A 20,297-nucleotide genomic window follows, 5' to 3' on the forward strand; every position below is an offset into this window, starting at 1 on the left:
CCCCGATACGGTGAACTTCACCGTGTCGGGGTTTTTTGTGTGTTACACTTCAGGCTTCTGTGGCTGAAAACACGTTTCAGCAATAAAAAGTGATTCAGAAGTAATTAAATTACCCTTTATTCTGTGTGAAATCTCAGAACTAAAAATAATTTTAAAATCAAAAATATCTAAGCCGCTCAACTTGAAAACCTATTTCGATCTTAGGTATAGTAATAGCTGACAGATATCCGCGATTAGTTTTTAAAAGCACACCAAATTTTGAAACGATATTATTATGAAATTGAAGATAGTATTAAGAACTTTAATGTAGTACAATAGCTCTTAATTCATTTTAGAACTGAGGAGAGATTAATATGTGGCGTTATTTAAAGCGCGTGTTAATTGGGAAACCATTAAAAACGCTTGATGAGGGCGGACAACATCTTAGTAAGTTTCGGGCACTCGCCTTGTTGTCGTCTGATGCATTATCTTCTGTAGCATATGGTACTGAACAGATTACAACTGTCCTGGTAACCTTATCAGCTGCAGCACTATGGTATTCGTTACCAATTGCAGGTATTGTATTGATTTTGCTGCTTGCAATCACGTTATCATATCGTCAGATTATTCATGCCTATCCAAGTGGTGGTGGGGCATACGTTGTAGCTAGCACCAATTGGGGTCGCGATGGAGGGCTAGTTGCCGGTGGTTCACTATTGGTTGATTACATGCTAACTGTAGCTGTTTCAACGACGTCTGGGACTGAGGCAATTACTTCTGCGATTCCAGCTGCTTATCCATATTCGATTGCAATTTCAGTTATAATCGTCTTTTTGATTATGGCAATGAATTTACGCGGTATGGGTGATAGCGCCAAGTTATTAACAATTCCTGTGTATTTCTTTGTGTTTATGATTACAGTTATGATTATTTGGGGCCTGTTCAATATTATGACAGGCAACATTGAGTACCACGCTACTTCAGCAATTGGCAGTGCCGTACCTGGAATGACGGCTGTTCTGTTCATTCGGGCGTTTTCAGCTGGTTCATCTTCATTAACCGGTGTTGAAGCGATTAGTAATGCTGTCCCCAATTTTAATAAACCACGCTCTAAAAATGCGGCAAATACGCTAGCAATCATGTGTGTGATCTTGGCCAGTTTCTTTGGTGGTGTCACATTTCTAAGTTACTACCTAGGAATTATTCCGGATTCGCATGCAACCGTCTTGTCACAGATTGGTTCAACCGTCTTTGGTGGACATGGCGTCGGTTATTACCTGTTGCAACTTTCAACGGCAATGATCTTGGCGGTTGCGGCGAATACTGGGTTTTCAGCATTTCCAATTTTGGCGTTTAACCTTGCTAAAGATAAATTCATGCCACACGCATTCATGGATCGTGGTGACCGGTTGGGCTATTCCAATGGTATTATTGCCTTGGCAGTTGGTGCGGTTGTCTTAATTTTTATTTTCCATGGTCAAACTAACTTATTGATTCCGTTATACGCGGTTGGGGTTTTCGTGCCATTTACATTGTCACAATCGGGGATGATTATTCATTGGTTCCGTACTCGTGATGGCTGGTGGTTGGGTAAGTCATTTGTTAACTTAGCTGGAACTTTAATTTCATTTAGTCTAGTTATCTTTTTATTTTGGCAGCATTTTCCCAATGTATGGCCTTATCTGATTATTATGCCGTTGATTTTGTTGATGTTTCATAAAATTAATGAGCATTACAAAAAGGTAGCCGCTCAGCTCAGAGTGGCCGGTAAAACGCAGGTCCAGATTAAAGATTTCGATGGAGCAACAGTGATTGTACTGGTCAGCAACGTGACACGAGTCACATCTCAAGCGGTCAACTATGCGCGTTCTATTGGTGATTATGTTATTGCAATGCATGTTTCGTTTGATGAAAATCCTGGTAAAGAACATAAAACAGCGAATGAATTTAAAGCTGAATTTCCAGATGTTCGTTTTGTGGATATTCACTCGTCATATCGTTCAATTGCAACTCCGACATTGCGATTTGTGGACGTGATTGCCAAGCGAGCTGCAGCCCGAAACTATTCAACAACTGTGCTGGTGCCTCAATTTGTTCCACGGCATCCATGGCAGATGGCGTTGCATAATCAAACTAGTTTACGATTACGGTCGGTGCTTAATTCACGTGAGAATATTATCGTATCAACCTATAATTACCATTTAAAAGAATAAGATATTAGGAGTCTAGGGAATAAATTTTTCCTGGACTTTTTTGTTTAATAATTTTGATGAGTTTACTTTACTTAATTGGATACGGAACTTCATTAAAATGAGTATCACCAAGTGAGATAGTAACTCGATTTTGTAGCAGATTAATAATTTTTGCTTTGGTTGTGTCTATTTGATCTTGGTCGACAAAAATGGAGATAGTTACGTTGACCCCGTATTGTTCATCGGCAATCTTAATCGTATTTTGTTGTAAAAAATAATTAAGTGAATCATGATCGGCGTATGCAATCGTCAATTGCAGTGTGGTTTGTTTGATAATTGCAATTAGACCAGCGGCATGAATTGCATCTGAAGTCGTATTGCTATAGGCGCGGATTAATCCCCCTGCGCCCAACTTAATTCCGCCAAAATAGCGAGTGACGACCGCAACAACGTCATGGACTTGTAGTAGTCGAAGCGATTGTAAAATTGGAACTCCAGCAGTGCCACTTGGTTCGCCATCGTCACTTTCCCGTTGAATTTCGTCGTGTGGACCAAGCTGATAAGCAAAACAATGGTGATTAGCCTTATGTTCCTGGTTACTAATGTTCTTAATAAAATTTTGCGCCGCTGTTTCATCAGTGACACGAGCTAAAGAGCAGATAAAACGAGATTTTTTAATGGTCTGTTCATGGTTGAAATTTTGAGCAATGGTTAGATATGGCATAGTTTTCTCCAATTTAAATGAATTATAATTTTTTAGGCGTATTTATATTATGTAGGGAGGCTTGAGCTGAATGACTGCAGAATATTTATATGGGCGCCGATTATTGGCACAAGAATTACCAGATGAATTTGAACCAACGCAAGAAGTACAAGTTTCATCAACCATGGAAGTTAAACCTAATTCAGTTAGATGCACTCGCTGTAATTATACCAGTTCAATAGTGGCAGCAGCTCTGCCTAACAAACAATATTATTGTTCGCAGTGCATTATGCTTGGCCGTGTTTCCACATTAACTAAATTTTATCATTTACCAGAACCAAATCAATTTGATTCAGTTGCCAACCCGCTAACGTGGCGGGGCCAGTTATCCAAATTGCAGCGACAGTGTTCCGTTGAAGTTTGCCAGTGTTTGTTGCACCACAAGCAGCACTTGTTATGGGCAGTGACCGGTGCGGGCAAAACCGAAATGTTGTTTGCTGCCATTAGCCAGGCATTGATACGGGGTGAACGGATTGCAATTGCTTCACCACGGGTTGATGTGTGTTTGGAACTGTATCCACGCTTACAACAGGCCTTCAAAGGAATCGATATTTGTTTGCTTCATGGGCGCCAGGAAGAACGGTATGAATACCGTCAATTAACCATTTGTACTACTCACCAATTGTTACGGTTTTTCCATGCTTTTGATAATTTGATTATCGATGAAGTTGATGCCTTTCCTTATGCTGCCAATCAACAGCTGTATTTTGCCACGAAGCAGGCGGTTAAACCAACCGGTGGTTGTTTGTATTTAACTGCGACGCCAGATAATAAATTATTGCAGCAAGTCAAGCAAAAAAAACTTGGAATTAGTTACTTACCGCTACGATATCACGGCCATTTATTGCCTGAAATCAAAGTTAAATTAACACCAACCTGGCGGCAACAACTTAAAAAAAAAGTTGCCAACTTCATTAATTACGGCCATAAAAAAACGTATTAAATACCAACGACCATTCCTATTATTTGTTCCCCACGTAGCAGATCTACCAATAGTACGAGAAATACTAATAAAGCGTATTCCAATTACAGACTGTGTCACTGTACACGCCGCGGATGTACAACGCCTGGACAAAGTACAGTTGATGAGGCAACAGCAAATTTTATTTTTGATAACAACATCTATCTTAGAACGCGGGGTTACTTTTCCTGGAATCGATGTCTTAGTATTAGGTGCTGATGATGCAATTTTTTTCTAGCGCAGCACTAGTGCAAATCGCTGGTCGAGCTGGACGTTCAATTTCACGTCCAACGGGGGATGTCCTGTTTTGGGTTGGTTCGTACGCTAAAAATGTACATGGTGCAATTAGTCAAATCAAATTCGTCAATCGGAAAGGACGCAGACTCCAAAAATGCAATGTTTAATGTGTAATGCTGTTACTGATGGCCAACTTACTTTGACACAAATACTGTCTTTTAGCCCAATTATTGAACCGCAAATCTGCAAGCAATGTAGTGAGCGGTTTGAATATATAAACGCACCTGTTTGCCAAGGCTGTGGTAAGCCACAACAAGATGGGCAATTATGCGTTGATTGTCAGGCTTGGCAAGCTAAAAATAGCTATTTAATTCATAATCGAAGTCTGATTGTGTATAACGATGCCACAAAGCAATTTATGAAACAGTATAAGTTCAGCGGTGATTTTCAGTTGCGTCACATTTTTGCCATTGAGTTACAGAACCTGATTGATGACTGTCAGGCCGATTTAGTGCTACCAATCCCAATTAGCCAATATACGTGGCAAACTCGCGGTTTTAATCAAGTTAGTGGGCTGTTACTGGGCAAAACAGAATCGTTAATTCAACCAATTAATCAAGGGAAGCATTCATTGCAATCACATAAAAAAAGAGAACAACGATTGGCAACGCAGCAACCATTTAAACTAATCGCCAAGGCTGCTGAGCAAATTAAAAATCAAAAAGTAGTCTTGGTTGATGATGTTTATACAACTGGAAGAACGCTGTATCATGCTGCTGATTTAGTGCTAAGTTGTCATCCGAGTCAGTTGCAAAGCATTACTTTAGCAAGATAATTTTGAAATCGTTACCATTTCGATTGTTTATCAATCAAAACTCAATTATAATGGGTTTAAGGATATGAGAAGAGTGGTCCTTCTGATATCAGAACAAGTATTAACTTGTACTGAAGGGAGAGAAGTTCAATGCTTAAATTCAATATTCGTGGTGAAAATATCGAGGTCACAGATGCAATTCGGGAATATGTAAGTAAACGAATTAGCAAGCTGGAAAAGTATTTCGACAATAATATCGAGGCAACCGCACATGTCAACTTAAAGGTGTACTCGAATAAGGATTCAAAAGTGGAGGTTACCATTCCGCTCCCTTATTTAACATTACGGGCAGAGGAAACTTCACAAGATATGTATGGTAGCGTGGATTTAGTAACCGATAAATTGGAACGACAAATCCGCAAGTACAAGACTAAGGTTAACCGTAAATCACGGGAAAAGGGTTACAAAAAGCTTGAATTCGTACCAACAGATGCAGTCGAACCGGCTGATGAAAATGTTGAATTAGAAGTAGTACGAACAAAGCAAGTTTCCCTGAAACCAATGGATAATGAAGAAGCAATCCTCCAAATGGATATGTTAGGGCATGACTTCTTTGTATTTGAAGATGCTGACACCAATGGTACCAGCATTGTGTACCGCCGTAATGATGGTCGCTACGGCTTGATTGAAGCTAGTGGTGATGAATAAATAATAAATAGAGTGTAAACAGCCGTGTTTAAATGTCGGTGTGTAAGCCCAGAACAGCACTGATCCGTACTAGGGATCAGTGCTGTTCTGGGCTTACACATGGACATTTACGGCTGTTTACACTAAACGAGTAGTCCATAAAAAAGCTCGATTTCATTTGAGATATTCCCCATTCTTATTGGTTTTAAGTAAGTTTGTTTTCAATAGTGACATTTAATGGTAAAATGATGAATGATATTGAAAAATTAAAATTGCGGGTGCTTTGAGTATTAACCTGCTTAAAAAAAGAGAATGAAAGCGTAGAAGGGATTTTTAGATGGCGAACATATTAAGAAAATGGATTGAAAGTGACCGCCGGGAACTACGGCGACTCGATAAATTGGCTGATAAGGTGGAAGCATATGCGGATGAATATGCAGGCTATTCCGATGAACAGTTGCAGGCTAAAACACCTGAATTTCGGCAACGTTATCAAGAAGGTGAAACTCTGGATGATTTATTGCCAGAGGCATTTGCTGTTTCACGAGAAGGGGCCAAACGAGTATTAGGTTTGTATCCATTTCACGTTCAAATTATGGGTGGTATTGTATTGCACGAAGGTAATATCGCCGAAATGCGGACTGGTGAAGGAAAAACGTTGACCGCCACAATGCCAATCTATTTGAATGCTATCAGTGGCAAAGGCGCACATGTTATTACGGTCAATGAATATCTGTCTGGTCGTGATGCAACTGAAATGGGTGAACTATATAATTGGCTTGGCTGTAGCGTTGGTATTAACGGTGCTGAAAAATCACCCGAAGAAAAGCGGGCTGCTTACGCTGCTGATATTACTTATTCAACCAACAGTGAAATTGGATTTGACTATTTACGTGATAACATGGCTGTTTATAAAGAAGACCAAGTACAACGAACGCTCAACTTTGCTATTATCGATGAAGTTGATTCAATTTTAATTGATGAGGCCAGAACACCGTTGATCATTTCTGGTCCTGGGACCGGGACCACCAAGTTATACGAACGGACTGACCGTTTTGTTAAAACGCTAACTGAAGAAGACGATTATAAGATCGACCTTGAATCAAAGACCGTGTCGTTAACCAATCCTGGAATTGAAAAAGCTGAAAAGTACTTCAATCTAGATAATTTGTATGACACTGAAAATACGGCATTGACCCATCACTTAGATCAGGCATTGCGGGCTAACTACATCATGTTAAACGATAAGGATTATGTGGTGCAGGACGGCGAAGTTATGATCGTTGACTCATTTACCGGTCGAATCATGGAAGGGCGTCGCTTCTCTGACGGACTTCATCAAGCAATTGAAGCCAAAGAGCACGTTGAAATTCAAGAAGAAAATAAGACGATGGCCAACATCACGTATCAAAACTTATTCCGGATGTATGCTAAATTATCTGGGATGACTGGTACTGCTAAGACGGAACAAGAAGAATTTAGTGAGATCTACAATATGGAGACCATCACAATTCCAACTAATCGTCCAATTGCTCGAATTGATGAGCCAGATTTGCTTTACCCAACACTTAAAAGTAAGTTCGATGCAGTAGTAGCGCGGATTAAGGACTTTCATGAAAATGGTCAACCAGTTCTAGTCGGTACTGTTGCGGTTGAAACTTCTGAGTATTTATCTAATTTGCTAGATAAAAATCACATTCCACATGTTGTTTTGAATGCAAAAAACCATGCTCGTGAAGCTGAGATTGTTAAAAATGCTGGTCAAAAAGGTGCTGTTACAATTGCCACCAACATGGCCGGTCGGGGAACTGACATTAAATTAGGCCCTGGAGTGGTTGAGGCGGGAGGGCTGGCTGTTGTCGGGACTGAGCGGCATGAATCACGCCGAATCGATAATCAATTGCGCGGTCGTTCTGGTCGTCAAGGGGATCCTGGAATTTCACAATTTTATTTGTCACTTGAAGATGATTTAATGCGCCGCTTTGGTGGCGATCGAATCAAAGCTTTCTTGAGCAGAATGAATGTTGATGACGAAGATGCTGTCATTAAGAGTCGATTATTGTCACGCCAAGTTGAATCAGCACAAAAACGGGTTGAAGGTAACAACTACGATTCCCGTAAAAATGTGCTGCAATACGATGATGTGATGCGGGAACAACGTGAGATTATCTACAAGGAACGCCAGCAGGTAATTACTGCGACGACATCACTCAAAAATGTAATTATGCCAATGGTTGAACGAACGATCAAACGTGCTATCGATTCGCATACACTAGGCAACGAAACAGAATGGGAATTGCAAGATATTGTTGATTTTGCGGGGACTGTTTTGGTGCATCCTGACTCAATTTCGGTAAATGATTTAACTGGTTTATCACGAGAAGATATGTTGAAAAAATTAATGGGATTGGCTGATGACGTCTATGCTGCTAAGGAAAAGCAACTTTATGAACCAGCGCAAATGCTTGAGTTTGAAAAAGTTGTCTTATTACGAGTGGTTGATGCTCATTGGACGGATCACATCGATTCAATGGATCAATTCCGGCAGTCTGTCGGGTTACGTGGGTATGGCCAGTTGAACCCATTAGTTGAGTATCAAACGGCTGGTTATCACATGTTTGAAGAAATGGTTGGTAATATTGAATACGAAACAACGCGATTGTTCATGAAGTCTGAAATTCGGCAAAATGTAACGCGTTAAAAATGAAGGGAGCTTAGGACAAATCTGTTGCCCTGGGCTTTTTTTGATAAAGTGGAGGAAAAAATGGAATTAAGCGATACCAAAAAAATGATAGAAGATATGCAACAAGAGGTTGCTACCTTCGGGAGGTCGCTTTGACCTTGATGCCCTTAATGAGCGGATTGCAGAGCATGAGGAGCAAATGGCACAACCAGACTTTTGGAATGATGGTCAAGCAGCACAAAAAGTGATCGAGCAAACCAAACAGTTAAGAGATAAACGTGATCACTTTTTGCACTTACAAGACGGGGTAGAAAACTTACAAGTTACTCTTAGTTTATTGCAAGATGAAGCTGATGCAGACATGCAAACTGAATTTGAAGATGAGCTAGATGAGATGACAAAGTCATTAGAACAGTATCGGCTCGAACAATTATTGGATGAGCCATATGATGGAAACAATGCAATCCTTGAAATTCATCCCGGTGCTGGTGGAACCGAATCACAGGACTGGGGTGCAATGTTGCTACGAATGTATACTCGCTGGGCCAGTCAACGTGGTTTTCAAGTTGAAACGGCGAATTACGAAGTTGGTGATGAGGCTGGTATCAAGAGTGTCACGTTGTTAGTGAATGGTCATAATGCGTATGGCTATCTGCGCTCTGAAAAAGGAGTGCATCGACTCGTCAGAATTTCACCGTTTGATGCCGCCGGTAGAAGACATACTTCGTTTGCATCTGTTGATGTCATGCCAGAGTTGGATGATGATACTGATATTGATATCAATACAGATGATTTGCGAGTTGATGTTTTTCGCTCCAGTGGTGCTGGCGGTCAACATATTAATAAAACGTCTTCAGCAGTCAGAATCACACATATTCCGACTGGTATTGTGGTGTCATCCCAGGCACAGCGTTCACAGTTACAAAATAGGCAAACGGCCATGAATATGTTGAAATCTAAATTGTATCAGTTAGAAGAGGAACAAAAAGCAAAAAAACGGGCTGAGATTCAGGGCCAACAATTAGATATTGGCTGGGGGTCACAGATTCGTTCATATGTTTTTCATCCATATACGTTGGTTAAGGATCACCGGACTAACTTCGAAACCCATGATGGCAATGCGGTGATGGATGGCGAGCTAGATCCATTTATTGATGCATATTTACAATGGAAATTAAGTCAAAAGAATCCAACATAATCTGTCTTCACGTTGTGCTGGACTGATAGAGGTGTGGCTGATGAAAAAAGTTTTGGTTGTCGATGACGAACCTGCAATTATCACTTTGTTAACATATAATTTGCAGCAGCATGGCTTTGAAACGCTTGTAGCTAATGATGGTGAAACAGCTTTACAGCTCGGACTGAAGCATCAATTGGACTGCATATTATTAGATCTAATGTTGCCAGGAATTGATGGATTATCGGTGCTTAAAAAATTGCAGCAAACCAATATCGACGTTCCTGTCATTATTATTACGGCTAAATCACAGGAAATTGATCGAATTGTTGGTCTTGAACTGGGAGCCGACGACTATATTAGTAAACCGTTTAGTCCACGCGAAGTGATTGCACGGATTAATGCCGTTTTACGCCGTAATAGTAAAAAACATATGGAAACTGCTGAAAATACTCAACCGCTAATAACCGGTGGACTGACTGTAGACTTAGACCGACACTTGGTCTTTGTTAATGACCAACTGGTACATTTGACTCCTAAAGAATTCGAATTGTTGGTGTATTTTGTTAAAAACAAAACGCAGGTACTCAGCCGCGAGCAATTATTGCGGCATGTTTGGGATACTGCCGATGTGCTTGATAGTCGAATGGTTGACATTCAAGTTAGTCATTTGCGGGACAAGCTGCGCAAATATGCGCCAGAACAGCAGTGGATTAAAACGGTGCGTGGCTTTGGTTATCAGTTTGGATTGGAGTCTGAATGAAACGACAAATCACATTTTTCTTCATATTGAGCTTAATGGTATTTGAATTGAGCGGACTAATGCTGCTGCCTAGTAATAACATGGCATTAATTATGTTGGTGTTGGCAGTAATTGCTACGGTTATTTTTAGTCTTTTTTCATGGCGATTTAATACTAGAATTAAAGTAGTTACACAAAAAATAAGCCAAATTACTGATGAACAAAATGAAACGCATTTATTGGTTGCATCTCAGGATCCACTATTTGATTTGAGTCAAGAAATCAACCGACTGCAGTCTCAAATCAGGCATCAATCGCACCATACGTTGCGGCAAGAAAATGAATTGGAAACGTTGGTTCAGAATTTACCTGTCGGGGTAATGGTGATTGATCGGTTTGGGCAGGTTCAAATCGCTAATAATGTGGTCCAAGAATTGTTAAATCATGATATTGATGTAGCAGCACATTCGTACCTGGAAGATATCACGCAACCAGAATTATTGGTTATGGTTAACCAGGCAATGCAGCAACATGAAAGTCAGCAAAAATTGATTACTCTTACTACGACTCAGCACACTGAGAAAAACATTCAGGCACAAGTACTATATAGTGAAATTAGACCACAACATTTTCAGGTAACAATGCTATTGGCGGACGTTAGTGATTTAGTTGCATTAACCAAAATGCAAACAGATTTTGTTGCCAATGCCAGTCATGAATTAAAGACACCGATTACCGCTATTGCAGGCTTTAGTGAAACATTATTGGAGCAGCAAGTGGATACTCAAACGCAACAAAAGTTTCTCACCATTATCAAAGATGAGTCAGATAAATTAGTAAAATTGATTGACGATGTATTGTCGCTGTCGCGGTTAAGAAATGGTCAGCCAAGTGAACTTCACTTTGAATCAATTCAATTGAATGGGTTAGTGCAACAACAATTTAAAAATTTGCAGTCATTGGCACAATTGCACCAAATTAAATTGATCAATCAAATTCCAGTTGAATTGAACGTGGTTAGCGATGTCACTAGGTTGAACTCCATCCTATACAATTTGATTACGAATGCCATTAAGTATAACCGAGAAAAAGGCCAAGTTACGGTTGCTGCAAATAAAAACGATCACCAGTGGTCATTAGCCATCAGTGATACTGGCATCGGAATTCCAGCAGAGCAGCAGAGCAGAATCTTTGAACGCTTTTATCGTGGGCAAACCAGCATTACGAGCCCAGGAACTGGTTTGGGGTTGGCAATTGTGGCAGAGCAAGTGCGGCAATTGGATGGTAATATTGAGGTTGAAAGCAAACTTGGTTTTGGCACGACAATGATGGTTAAGCTGAGTGTGTAATTATATCTAACAATTGAATATGTAGTTTGTATTTCGAAGAGGTCTAGGACATTTCCTGGCCTCTTTTTTTACGCTCCCAGCATTTACAAAACATTTACATTGCAACTACACAGTTTTTACCTTAGATTGCTACACTGAAAATATAATTAAGTGAGGCGCAATCAGGTAAGGGAGAAAACACGATGCAAAAAAAATGGTTATTCGGTCTGCTAGCTATTTTGGCGGTGCTCCTTGGGTTTGCTTATATTAACAGGGATCAAAGCAAACAGGGTGAATCGATTACTGCAGTTGGATCGACGGCGTTGCAACCGCTAGTTGAGGCTGCTGGAGAAGAATTTAGTAAGGAAAATGCGGGAGTGTTTGTTAATGTGCAGGGAGGCGGCTCAGGAACAGGATTAAGTCAGATTGAGGCAGGAGCTATTTCGATTGGTAATTCTGATTTATTTGCCAGTGAACAAGCTGGCATAAATGCAAACAAACTGACTGATCATCGAGTAGCAGTAATCGGGGTTACCCCCATTATTAATAAGCAAGCTGGAATTGACGCACTAACGACTGAACAATTGAAGAAAATTTTTACAGGTAAAGTAACAAATTGGCGTCAGGTTGGTGGCGAGAATCAAACAATAGTAATTGTTAACCGAACACAGGGTAGTGGAACGCGAAACACTTTTGAAAAATGGGGGTTAAATCGTGCACAGAGTATTGCATCGCAAGAACAGGATTCTTCTGGTACAGCACGGCAAATTGTGGCAACAACGCCGGGGGCCATCAGTTATGTCTCGTTTTCTTATGCCGATAGTTCCATCATTACACCAACAATCAACGGCGTTAAACCAACCAATGCTAACGTTAAAACAAATCGGTGGCAGATTTGGTCTTATGAGCATATGTATACGCAAAAACAGGCAACTAAAACGACTACCAAGTTTATCAATTTTGTTTTATCAGACCGGGTTCAAACTAAATTAATACCGCAACTTGGATATATTCCGATTTCCGAGATGCAGATAACTCGATTAGAATAGTTTGTTTCTTTGATGATCTGGCATAAAGGAGAAAAAGTATGGATAAGATTAGGGCAAGTATTTTAACTCCATCGCGTTCAAGTAAGTTGGAGCGGCGGGGAAAATGGTTGAGTTTATTGTGCTTGGGAAGCATTTGTATAGTGGTGATTGCGATCTTTGGATTTATCACGTATCGGGGCCTGGCCACCTTTACTACCGATCATGTCTCACTAAGTAAATTTTTGACAGGAACAGACTGGAATCCGAGTGTATCGAAAAGTGGAGCACCACTAGTTGGAGCGTTGCCAATGATTGCGGGCTCGTTTTTAATAACCATCTTAGCTACTGCGCTGGCCATCCCGTTTGCAATTGGAACTGCTCTAATGATGACTGATGTGACGCCCAAAACAGGGACAAGAATTTTACAGCCGGTATTAGAACTATTGGTCGGAATTCCATCGGTTGTGTACGGATTTGTTGGCTTAACCGTGGTAGTACCAGCAATGCGGAATATATTTGGTGGTAGCGGTTTTGGAATTTTATCCGGAACGTTTGTGTTGTTCGTAATGGTCTTGCCAACAATTACGTCTATGACAGTTGACGCCCTCACATCTGTACCCAAAAGCTTTCGCTATGCTTCGTTAGCGCTGGGTGCCACAAGATGGCAAACGATTTATAAAGTTGTGCTACGTTCTGCCACACCAGGAATATTAACCGCGATTGTTTTTGGCATGGCACGAGCTTTCGGTGAAGCGTTAGCTGTGCAAATGGTCGTCGGGAATGCCACTTTAATGCCATATAGTTTGGTAGCACCAGCATCCACGTTAACCAGTGTGCTAACAACTGGCATTGGTAACACGGTGATGGGTACAGCTCAAAACGATGCATTGTGGTCTTTGGCGCTGATTTTACTAATAATGTCATTAACATTTAATTTAGCAATTCATTTGATTGCTAACCGGGGGTCACTAAAACGATGAATGCCAAAAAAATTGATAAATTTGCAACGGGAATTCTCTACACAATTGCTGGGATCGTTGTGCTAATTCTAATTATGTTACTGGGCTTTATTATTTTGCGAGGTGTGCCACAGCTAAGTTGGTCATTTTTAACATCACCTTCGAATGCATTTAGTGCCGGTGGCGGAATTGGCATTCAATTATTTAATTCATTATACTTGTTGATTTTGACAATGCTAATTTCATTGCCAATTGCATTAGGAGCTAGCATTTATCTGAATGAATATGCTAAGCCGGGGATGATTACTAACACGGTTCGCACTATGATTGAAATTTTAAGTTCTTTGCCGTCAGTAGTCGTAGGATTATTCGGTTTTTTACTTTTTGTAGTGCAGTTCAAGCTGAGCTTTTCAATTGTGTCTGGGGCACTAGCACTGACTGTGTTCAATTTACCGTTGCTGACGCGAAGCATTGAAGAAGCGTTAAAAGCAATTAGTAATGATCAGCGAAACGGAGGTCTAGCCCTTGGAATTTCAAAGTGGGAAACAGTAACCAAAATTATTTTACCGGCTGCGGTTCCAAGTATTGTTTCAGGATTAATTCTGAGTGCTGGGCGTGTGTTTGGCGAGGCAGCCGCACTGATTTATACAGCTGGCCAGAGTGCTCCCGCATTGAATTTTGGCAATTGGAATCCGTTTGACATTGACAGCCCGCTTAATCCAATGCGTCCGGCAGAAACTTTGGCTGTGCATATTTGGAAAATTAATTCAGAAGGAATTATGCCGGATGCCGCTGCGGTGTCAGCCGGTTCTGCTGCTGTTTTAATAATTGTCGTCTTACTGTTTAATCTGTCGGCGCGTTGGCTGGGTAGAACGCTGTATCGCCATCTAACAGCTTCTTAAAGGAAAGGATAATGATGATGACAACAGGGAACTGCTACATTTTAAAATTCGATTCAAAGCAAGAGATTGCATTAGAGACCAAGCAACTAAAAATATTCTATGATGAATACGAGGCAATTTCAGCTGCTGATTTGCAAATTCCACGGTTTAAAATCACAGCCCTAATTGGTGCATCTGGTTCAGGAAAGTCAACTTTTCTTCGTTCGCTAAATCGGATGAATGATGGTATTGCATCGGTCCAGGGTCAGATTTGGTATCGTGATTTAGATTTAAATAGCCGAGAAATCGACGTTTATGCAATGCGTCGTCAAATTGGGATGGTGTTTCAACGACCTAATCCGTTTCCAAAATCTATTTATGAAAACATTACATTTGCTTTGGAACGCCATGGGATTACTGACAAAAAAGAACTAGATGAACGAGTTGAAACGGCTTTAAGACAAGCGGCACTTTGGGATGAAGTTAAAGATAAGTTGAATAAGAGCGCGTTAGCGTTATCTGGGGGCCAGGCGCAACGATTGTGTATTGCCAGAGCCATTGCATTAAAACCAGATATTTTACTGTTAGATGAACCCGCGAGTGCACTGGATCCAATTTCAACAGCACAGCTGGAAGAAACACTAATTAATTTGAAGCAGCAATATACAATTGTGATTGTGACTCATAATTTACCGCAAGCAGCGAGGATCAGCGATTACACGGCTCACTTTTCTCAAGGAGTGGTGGTGGAGTTTAATGGCACAACGGAAACTTTTACACAACCTAAAATTGCACTGACCAATGAATACGTTTCAGGTGATTTTGGTTAACGGGGGAAAAGTAATGGCAAAACAAATTTTGACGACTAAAAATGTTCGCCTTAGCTATGGCGATTTTGAAGCTTTACATGGCATTGATTTAGCCTTTGATGAAAATGAAATTACTGCATTAATTGGGCCATCAGGGTGCGGTAAATCAACTTATTTACGCTGTATCAATCGGATGAACGATCAGATTGATGGAGTCAAAATTAGCGGTGAATTAAAATTTAACGACACGGATATTTATGCTGAACAGACAGATGTTGTTGAGCTACGTAAACAAATCGGAATGGTTTTTCAACAACCCAATCCGTTTCCAATGTCCATATACGATAACGTAGTATTCGGGCTTAGAATTGCTGGCGTTCGCGACAAATCGATGTTAGACGAAGCCGCACAAGCAGCATTGAAACAAGCGGCCATTTGGGACGAAGTGAAAAACAAATTAGATCAAAATGCACTAGCGCTATCTGGTGGTCAACAGCAGCGAATCTGCATTGCACGCGCTTTAGCAGTTTCACCTAACATAATTTTGTTAGACGAACCAACTAGTGCGCTTGATCCACATTCTAGCCGTCAAATTGAGACGACGTTATTACAATTGAAGGAACATTATACGATTATTACAGTAACTCATAATTTGCAGCAGGCATCAAGAATTGCCGATCGCACGGCTTTTTTCTTACAGGGTGATTTGATTGAAGCAGGTACAACCAAGCAAATTTTTATGAATCCTGAGCATCAAGAAACCAGTGACTTTATTACCGGTATATTTGGTTAAAAAAAGGAGAGTTATGATGAAACGCTTAATAGATCAAGAGTTAGACCAATTAGATGCGCAATTTACAGAAATGGGCGTGCTAGTTGCTAATGCAATTGGAGCAGCTGGGAAAGCCATGGTGGTGGGGGATGCACGTTCAGCCAAAGAAATTGTTGCCCATGATCACCAAATCAATGAGCGCGAAATGAAGTTGGAGCAAAGAGCATTTGAAATTATTGCATTGCAACAACCGGTGACTAATGATTTGCGAGAAGTGGTGACCATTTTGAAAGCTGTGTCTGATTTAGAACATGCTGGTGATCACGCACGCGACATAGCGTTAGCTAGTTTAAAGCTGAGGCGTGATGTAAATTTAAAACCCGTGTTGACACTCATTGAACATTTTAGTATGTTTATTGAAAAATTAATGCGTGATATGCTAACTGCATACGTTAAAAAAGATTGGCGTTTTGCTCAAACTGGCGAACAATTGGCATTAGATGCCTACCAACAACACGTTGAAATATACGAAGCTTGTGTGGCAGCTATTAAACAAAATAGTGACCAAGTGGAGCATATTTTGCCTTATATGACGGTGGCCAATGCACTTGAACAAATTTGCGAGTGTGCCCTAAATATTGGTGAGTGGATTATTTATCGTCGAACGGGTCAGATTGTGGAATTGAAACCGGTCACAACGGTAACAGATTAAAAATGTGCCATTTTATCAAATTAGCACTATAATGAAATCAGAGTGTAGTGGATATTTATTATCATTACATTCGTGTCGAAATTCATAACTGATAGATTTATATTAGTTAAAAGAGGTGATCGTCATGGCAAAACTTAGTAAAGAAGAGCGCAAAGCCCTGATCGAAAAAGCCGAAGAACAACGCGCCAAGAATCCAAAGCCAAAGTCTAAAGAATCTGGTTTCGCAACCATTGATAAAGAAGCCGAGAAATTAGAAGGCAAAAACTAATAATGCACAGCGATTTAGTGTATTTTATTAAAATAAGAGACTGATGTTTTCCTAGCAAACTGGGAAACTATCAATCTCTTATTTTTTGGTTAACAGATTCTATAATGGACCTGTTTTATAGTTTTTAGTTGCCTTTAGACGTTGAAAACAGTAAGATTAGCCTAGTAAATCAGAAGGTGGAATATGCAATGAGATCCAAAGAAAAAAAACGATTAACACGTTCATCATCGGATAAAATTATTGCTGGTGTAATGGGTGGCTTTGGTGCCTATTTTGGCATCAATTCAAACTATATTCGTGTGGGCTTTGTGATTGTATCAATCCTAAGTCACGCTTTGCCTGGTATTTTGGTGTATATATTATTGCTTGCCATTATGCCAGCGGATCCAAATAAACCACATTGGACAAACCCATTTGAAAATCAAAGACCAACCGAGACCAATCATGATAATGAGAAACGTGAACGAAAAGTGATTCATGACGTAGACGAACACGACGATTAAGGAGTTACATTCAATGGGATTTTGGACACGAATTATTGTTAACACATTGCTGTTTATTGCCATTGCAGGTTTTTTTTCGCAAAGTGGCGGTTTTTACGTTGCCAGTATTTGGATGGCATTTGCTGCCAGCGTTGTCTTGGCAATTTTAAATGCACTTGTTAAACCAATTTTATTTTTATTTTCACTACCAATTACAGTACTGACACTGGGGCTCTTCAGTATCGTGTTAAATGCCATTATGCTGCAATTAACATCCTACTTTGTTGGGTCGGAAAATTTCCATTTTGCTTCGTTTGGTATGTCGATGCTGGTTGCCGTGATTGTGTCGGCATGTAATGCAATTATTTCTAGCCATTTTGTCAGTCGTCGTTAGGTTTTATTTTGGAGGAGGGATGTTATTTTGGCAGATCAAGTCAAGGTATCAGATTTAGTTAAAAATGCGCGGTTGAAAGTATTGCAGGGTAAAGAATATCTGGACAGACCAGTTACCACCAGCGACATTTCTCGTCCGGGGCTTGAGTTAACGGGCTATTTCAAATATTATCCGGCAGCACGAGTTCAGCTACTTGGTATTACAGAAACGTCATTTGCTAAAAATATGACTCATGATGAGTTATTAATGGTGATGCGTAAAATGTGCGCACCAGAAACACCGACATTTGTAGTTTCAACGGACTTACCGGTACCTGATGAATTAAAACAGGCTGCCAAGGAAACTAACATTCCTATTTTAGGGACTAATCTAACTTCATCGCGTGTATTGAGTAATATGACATTTTATTTAAGCGGTCAATTGGCGCAACGACAATCTGTGCATGGTGTCTTGGTTGATATTAATGGTGTCGGTGTTTTGATTACCGGTGATTCCGGGGTCGGTAAAAGTGAAACAGCGCTTGAACTAGTTCGCCGTGGTCACCGTCTTGTTGCCGATGATCGAGTGGAAGTATACGCACAAGATGAACAAACGCTGGTTGGCTCAGCACCAGTTATTTTGGAACACTTAATGGAAATCAGAGGAATTGGCATCATTGATGTGATGAATCTATACGGCGTTGGTGCAGTCATGCAAGAAGACGATGTGGAGTTAATTGTGCATCTCGAAACGTGGTCGCCAGATGCGCAATTTGACCGCTTAGGGGACAAAGGGGATACACAACAAATTTTGGATGTGGTTGTTCCTAAAGTTTCTATTCCAGTTAAGACGGGGCGTAATTTAGCTATTATCATTGAATCGGCAGCCATGAATTTCAGGGCACAATCGATGGGCTACGATGCTACTGAAGTTTTTGATGCCAACCTTAACCGGTTAATTAAACAAAATTCAAGAAAGGATTAATTTAAAATGCAACTTTGGCAATTTTTAGGTACTGCAATCAATCCGATTGCATTCAAATTAGGTCCCATTGAGATTCACTGGTATGGGGTGATCATTGCTAGTGCAGTGATTATTGCACTCACTTTGTCAGTACGTGAAGGGCACCGTGTCGGTATTAAATCTGATGACTTTTACGATTATGTTTTGTGGGCGTTACCAGTTGCGATTGTTTTTGCGCGAGCGTACTATGTTATTTTCGAATGGAGCTATTATTCACAGCATCCAGCAGAAATAGTTGCAGTCTGGGATGGTGGTATTGCCATTTATGGTTCGCTAATCGGGGCGTTATTAGTGATGTGGCTGTTTTGCCGGTCGCGTTATATTTCAATTTGGACAATGTTGGATGTGGTTGCCCCCACGGTAATTTTGGCGCAAGCCATTGGTCGTTGGGGTAACTTTATGAATCAAGAAGCGTTTGGCAAAATTACCAGTCTAGCGTTCTTGCAGAGCCTTCATTTACCAACATTTATCATTAATCAAATGTACATTAGTGGCGCTTATCGGGTGCCAACCTTTTTTTACGAGTCATGTTGGAACTTATTAGGGTTTATTGTTCTGATGGTACTTCGGCACCGCCATCATCTGTTTCGCCAAGGTGAAGTTTTCTTGAGTTATGTCCTCTGGTATTCTGCAGGGCGCTTTGTGATTGAGGGAATGCGTACTGATAGCTTGATGATCGGCAACACGATTCGTGTTTCACAAGTTTTGTCAGTAATTTTATTTGTTGGTGCCATTATTTTATGGATCATTCGTCGACGCCACCAGTATCCTTGGTACTTAAAAGGCAAAAAGATGCAACAGTAACTATGCGATTGTGAAAGGAGATTTATCCTGATGAAAGAAAAAATTGCAGTGCTTGGCGCTGGGTCGTGGGGTAGTATTCTAGCTAATTTACTCGCTGAAAATGGGCATGAGGTGCGGTTGTGGTCTCACAACGCAAGCCAAGTTGATATCCTAAATACGAAGCATGAAAATCCTAAATATATTAATGATTTCACGTTTGAAGATACATTAGTTGCAACTACCGACATGCAGGCGGCTGTCGCTGATGTACAGACAATTTTAATTGTGATTCCAACTAAAGGGTTACGTGAAGTGAGTGGCAAATTAGGTCAGTTGCTGGCTAAATTGGGACAAAAGCCGTTAATTGTACACGCTACCAAAGGGCTGGAGCAAAACACATACAAACGGCCATCTGAAATGTTAGCCGAAGAAATTAAGTCCGCTAACCGGCAAGCAATTGTTGTTTTATCAGGTCCAAGCCATGCGGAAGATGTTGCACGCCATGATTTGACTTCAGTAACTGCTGCTTGTGCTGATTTAGTGAGTGCGCAGCATGTTCAGAATTTATTTAGCAATGATTACTTCCGCGTGTACACAAATGACGATGTGATTGGCGCTGAATTTGGTGCTGCATTGAAAAATAT

General features: G+C 40.5%; 20 protein-coding genes and 1 pseudogene. 20 read left to right on the forward strand and 1 reads right to left on the reverse strand.

What is annotated here, in order from left to right:
* The first annotated feature begins 353 nt into the window (after nt 1–353).
* Nucleotides 354–2,192: an APC family permease gene (locus WDC_RS07160; protein ID WP_044011186.1), complete on the forward strand. Its 1,839-nt coding sequence runs from the start codon at nt 354–356 to the stop codon at nt 2,190–2,192.
* A gap of 67 nt (nt 2,193–2,259) precedes the next feature.
* On the opposite strand, the gene WDC_RS07165 is transcribed toward WDC_RS07160, so the two are convergent.
* Complete coding sequence (locus tag WDC_RS07165; RefSeq protein ID WP_044011187.1) at nt 2,260–2,895, reverse strand: YigZ family protein; 636 nt, start codon at nt 2,893–2,895, stop codon at nt 2,260–2,262.
* Between the two features lie 70 nt (nt 2,896–2,965).
* Here WDC_RS07165 and WDC_RS07170 point away from each other — a divergent pair.
* The 19 genes and pseudogenes from WDC_RS07170 to WDC_RS07255 form a co-directional block, all read left to right on the forward strand.
* Nucleotides 2,966–4,299, forward strand: a pseudogene (locus WDC_RS07170) (DEAD/DEAH box helicase).
* Nucleotides 4,287–4,967: a ComF family protein gene (locus WDC_RS07175; RefSeq protein ID WP_044011188.1), complete on the forward strand. Its 681-nt coding sequence runs from the start codon at nt 4,287–4,289 to the stop codon at nt 4,965–4,967. Before WDC_RS07170 ends, WDC_RS07175 begins: the two are co-directional and overlap by 13 nt.
* 129 nt (nt 4,968–5,096) lie before the next feature.
* Nucleotides 5,097–5,654: a ribosome hibernation-promoting factor, HPF/YfiA family gene (hpf, locus tag WDC_RS07180; RefSeq protein ID WP_044011189.1), complete on the forward strand. Its 558-nt coding sequence runs from the start codon at nt 5,097–5,099 to the stop codon at nt 5,652–5,654.
* Between the two features lie 316 nt (nt 5,655–5,970).
* Complete coding sequence (gene secA, locus WDC_RS07185) at nt 5,971–8,334, forward strand: preprotein translocase subunit SecA (protein ID WP_044011190.1); 2,364 nt, start codon at nt 5,971–5,973, stop codon at nt 8,332–8,334.
* Nucleotides 8,335–8,397: 63 nt separating this feature from the next.
* Nucleotides 8,398–9,514, forward strand: a protein-coding gene (gene prfB / locus WDC_RS07190) for a peptide chain release factor 2 (RefSeq protein WP_156127013.1) whose coding sequence is annotated in 2 segments (ribosomal slippage) — nt 8,398–8,469 and nt 8,471–9,514 — 1,116 coding nt in all. Because the reading frame shifts where the segments join, the coding sequence is not laid out codon by codon here.
* A 40-nt stretch (nt 9,515–9,554) separates the two neighbouring features.
* Nucleotides 9,555–10,256: a response regulator transcription factor gene (locus WDC_RS07195; RefSeq protein ID WP_044011192.1), complete on the forward strand. Its 702-nt coding sequence runs from the start codon at nt 9,555–9,557 to the stop codon at nt 10,254–10,256.
* Complete coding sequence (locus WDC_RS07200; protein WP_052497822.1) at nt 10,253–11,584, forward strand: sensor histidine kinase; 1,332 nt, start codon at nt 10,253–10,255, stop codon at nt 11,582–11,584. Before WDC_RS07195 ends, WDC_RS07200 begins: the two co-directional genes overlap by 4 nt.
* A gap of 182 nt (nt 11,585–11,766) precedes the next feature.
* A complete protein-coding gene (locus tag WDC_RS07205) occupies nt 11,767–12,612 on the forward strand; it encodes a phosphate ABC transporter substrate-binding protein PstS family protein (protein ID WP_044011193.1) in 846 nt (281 codons plus the stop codon).
* Between the two features lie 38 nt (nt 12,613–12,650).
* A complete protein-coding gene (pstC, locus tag WDC_RS07210) occupies nt 12,651–13,571 on the forward strand; it encodes a phosphate ABC transporter permease subunit PstC (protein WP_044011194.1) in 921 nt (306 codons plus the stop codon).
* Entirely contained in the window at nt 13,568–14,452 is an 885-nt protein-coding gene (gene pstA, locus WDC_RS07215) for a phosphate ABC transporter permease PstA (protein WP_044011195.1), read from the forward strand. The genes pstC and pstA overlap by 4 nt, the downstream gene beginning before the upstream one ends.
* An 11-nt stretch (nt 14,453–14,463) precedes the next feature.
* Complete coding sequence (gene pstB, locus WDC_RS07220) at nt 14,464–15,261, forward strand: phosphate ABC transporter ATP-binding protein PstB (protein WP_044011196.1); 798 nt, start codon at nt 14,464–14,466, stop codon at nt 15,259–15,261.
* Nucleotides 15,262–15,274: 13 nt separating this feature from the next.
* On the forward strand, nt 15,275–16,033 hold the full coding sequence (gene pstB / locus WDC_RS07225; protein WP_044011197.1) for a phosphate ABC transporter ATP-binding protein PstB: 759 nt from the start codon (nt 15,275–15,277) through the stop codon (nt 16,031–16,033).
* 16 nt (nt 16,034–16,049) lie between these two features.
* Nucleotides 16,050–16,724: a phosphate signaling complex protein PhoU gene (gene phoU, locus WDC_RS07230; protein WP_044011198.1), complete on the forward strand. Its 675-nt coding sequence runs from the start codon at nt 16,050–16,052 to the stop codon at nt 16,722–16,724.
* 124 nt (nt 16,725–16,848) lie between these two features.
* Nucleotides 16,849–16,992: a hypothetical protein gene (locus WDC_RS09740; RefSeq protein WP_191978661.1), complete on the forward strand. Its 144-nt coding sequence runs from the start codon at nt 16,849–16,851 to the stop codon at nt 16,990–16,992.
* Between the two features lie 188 nt (nt 16,993–17,180).
* Entirely contained in the window at nt 17,181–17,495 is a 315-nt protein-coding gene (locus WDC_RS07235) for a PspC domain-containing protein (protein ID WP_044011199.1), read from the forward strand.
* A gap of 13 nt (nt 17,496–17,508) precedes the next feature.
* Nucleotides 17,509–17,868 carry a phage holin family protein gene (locus WDC_RS07240; protein ID WP_044011200.1) on the forward strand — a complete coding sequence of 120 codons (360 nt, stop codon included), beginning with the start codon at nt 17,509–17,511 and terminating at the stop codon, nt 17,866–17,868.
* 27 nt (nt 17,869–17,895) lie between these two features.
* Nucleotides 17,896–18,831 (forward strand): HPr(Ser) kinase/phosphatase, encoded by a 936-nt coding sequence (hprK, locus tag WDC_RS07245; protein ID WP_044011201.1) that lies wholly within the window; start codon nt 17,896–17,898, stop codon nt 18,829–18,831.
* 6 nt (nt 18,832–18,837) lie between these two features.
* On the forward strand, nt 18,838–19,674 hold the full coding sequence (lgt, locus tag WDC_RS07250) for a prolipoprotein diacylglyceryl transferase (RefSeq protein WP_044011202.1): 837 nt from the start codon (nt 18,838–18,840) through the stop codon (nt 19,672–19,674).
* Between the two features lie 30 nt (nt 19,675–19,704).
* On the forward strand, nt 19,705–20,297 hold a 593-nt coding region (locus WDC_RS07255), incomplete at its 3' end, for a 2-dehydropantoate 2-reductase N-terminal domain-containing protein (RefSeq protein WP_044011203.1).

The organism is Paucilactobacillus wasatchensis, from assembly GCF_000876205.1.
GTDB lineage: Bacteria > Bacillota > Bacilli > Lactobacillales > Lactobacillaceae > Paucilactobacillus > Paucilactobacillus wasatchensis.